The following is a 1,973-nucleotide window of genomic DNA, read 5'->3' as shown; positions in this document are numbered from 1 at the left end:
TATTCACCAGGTGTTGCCGTTCCAGTTAAGGCAATTGCTCAAAATCCAGCGCTAGCTTATGATTATACAGCAAAAGGTAATCTTGTTGCTGTTATTTCAAATGGAACCGCTATTTTAGGGTTAGGCAATTTAGGTGCACTTGCCTCTAAGCCGGTCATGGAAGGCAAAGCAGTGCTGTTTAAGCGTTTTGCGGATATTGATTCCATTGATTTAGAAATTGATATAAATGATACGGAAAGTTTTATCAATTTGGTGCGTCATTTAGAACCTTCTTTTGGTGGAATCAATCTTGAAGACATTAAGGCACCTGAGTGCTTTATGATTGAAAGCCGCCTACGCGAGGTGATGAATATTCCTGTTTTTCACGATGATCAACATGGTACAGCGATTATTGTTGCTGCGGGTGTTCTCAATGCTTTGACTTTAACAGGGCGCGATATGCAAAATACGCGGTTAGTCTGTAATGGTGCTGGTTCTGCTGGGATTGCTTGTATTGAACTGATTAAAGCAATGGGCTTTCGTTCTGAAAATATCATATTATGTGATACAAAGGGTGTGGTCTATGAAGGTCGTAAAGAGGGAATGAATCAGTGGAAATCTGCGCATGCTATTCAAACGGATAAACGTACGCTTATGGAAGCAATGGAAGGAGCAGATATATTTTTCGGGGTTTCTGCTAAAGGTGCTCTTACCCCTGAAATGGTAAAATCCATGGCGCCGCAGCCGATCATTTTTGCTATGGCCAATCCCGATCCAGAAATTACACCGGAAGAGGTTATGCAAGTGCGTCATGATGCTATTGTTGCAACAGGGCGTTCCGATTATCCAAATCAGATTAATAATGTTCTCTGTTTTCCTTATATATTTCGTGGTGCGCTTGATGTGCGTGCAACAGTTATTAATGAAGACATGAAGATTGCTGCGGCAAGGGCTCTTGCCGATTTAGCGCATGAGGAAGTACCTGACAGCGTTGCAGAAGCTTATCGTGGAAAGCGATTAAAATTTGGTCCTAATTATATCATTCCCGTTCCTTTTGATCCGCGTTTGTTCACAGTTGTTTCAATAGCGGTAGCAAAAGCAGCAATGGAAAGCGGTGTTGCACAAAAGAACATAGATGATTTAGAGGCCTATGAGCGTGATTTAAATGCGAGGCGTGATCCTACTTCTTCGATAATGCGTGGGGTTTATAACCACGTTCGTCAAGCGCCAAAACAAATTGTTTTTGCAGAAGGTGAAGAAGAACAAGTTATGCGGGCAGCCGTTTCTTATGTTCATCAAAAATTAGGACAAGCGATTTTGGTTGGTCGGGAAGAGCAAATAAGAGAAGCAGCTGTTATCGCTGGAATTGATTTGGAGCGTGAAGGTATTTCTATTATAAATGCCAAGCTTTCTTGCCGTACAGATGCTTATGCGAATTATCTTTATAAAAAGATGCAGCGTCAAGGCTGGCTGTTGCGTGACTGTCATCGTCGTATCAATAATGATCGCAATTATTTTGCTGCGTGTATGGTGGCACTAGGAGATGCTGATGCAATGGTTACAGGGGTGACACGCAATTATGAAACAGCGTTGATCGATATACGTCGGGCAATTGATGAAAAACCAAAAGAACGATTGATTGGTATTTCAATGGCCATTTGCCGTGGCCGAACTGTGTTTATTGCCGATACAGCTGTTTATGAAAATCCTAATGCTGAAGAATTTGCTGATATAGCGGAACAAACAGCTTCGTTTGTACGTGGATTTGGGTATCAACCACGGGTAGCATTTTTAGCATTTTCTACGTTTGGCTACATGAAAGGGCAGACGACGCAGCAAATTCAGGATGCAATTAATATTTTGCACGAACGCAAGGTTGATTTTGAGTTTGATGGAGAAATAAGCGCTGATGTGGCGCTCAATTCCAAATTGATGCAGCAATATCCATTTATGGGATTAACGGAGCCTGCTAACATTTTGGTTATGCCTGGATA

Annotated in this window: 1 protein-coding gene; it reads left to right on the top strand. The window is 41.9% G+C overall.

Features of this window, described 5'->3' with window-relative positions:
• On the top strand, positions 1 to 1,973 hold a 1,973-nt coding region (locus tag ACFIL8_RS09600; protein WP_375689586.1), incomplete at both ends, for an NADP-dependent malic enzyme.

This window comes from Bartonella sp. AP57NXGY, assembly GCF_042195805.1.
Classification (GTDB): Bacteria; Pseudomonadota; Alphaproteobacteria; order Rhizobiales; family Rhizobiaceae; genus Bartonella.
This window is presented reverse-complemented; position numbering and strand designations above follow the sequence as displayed.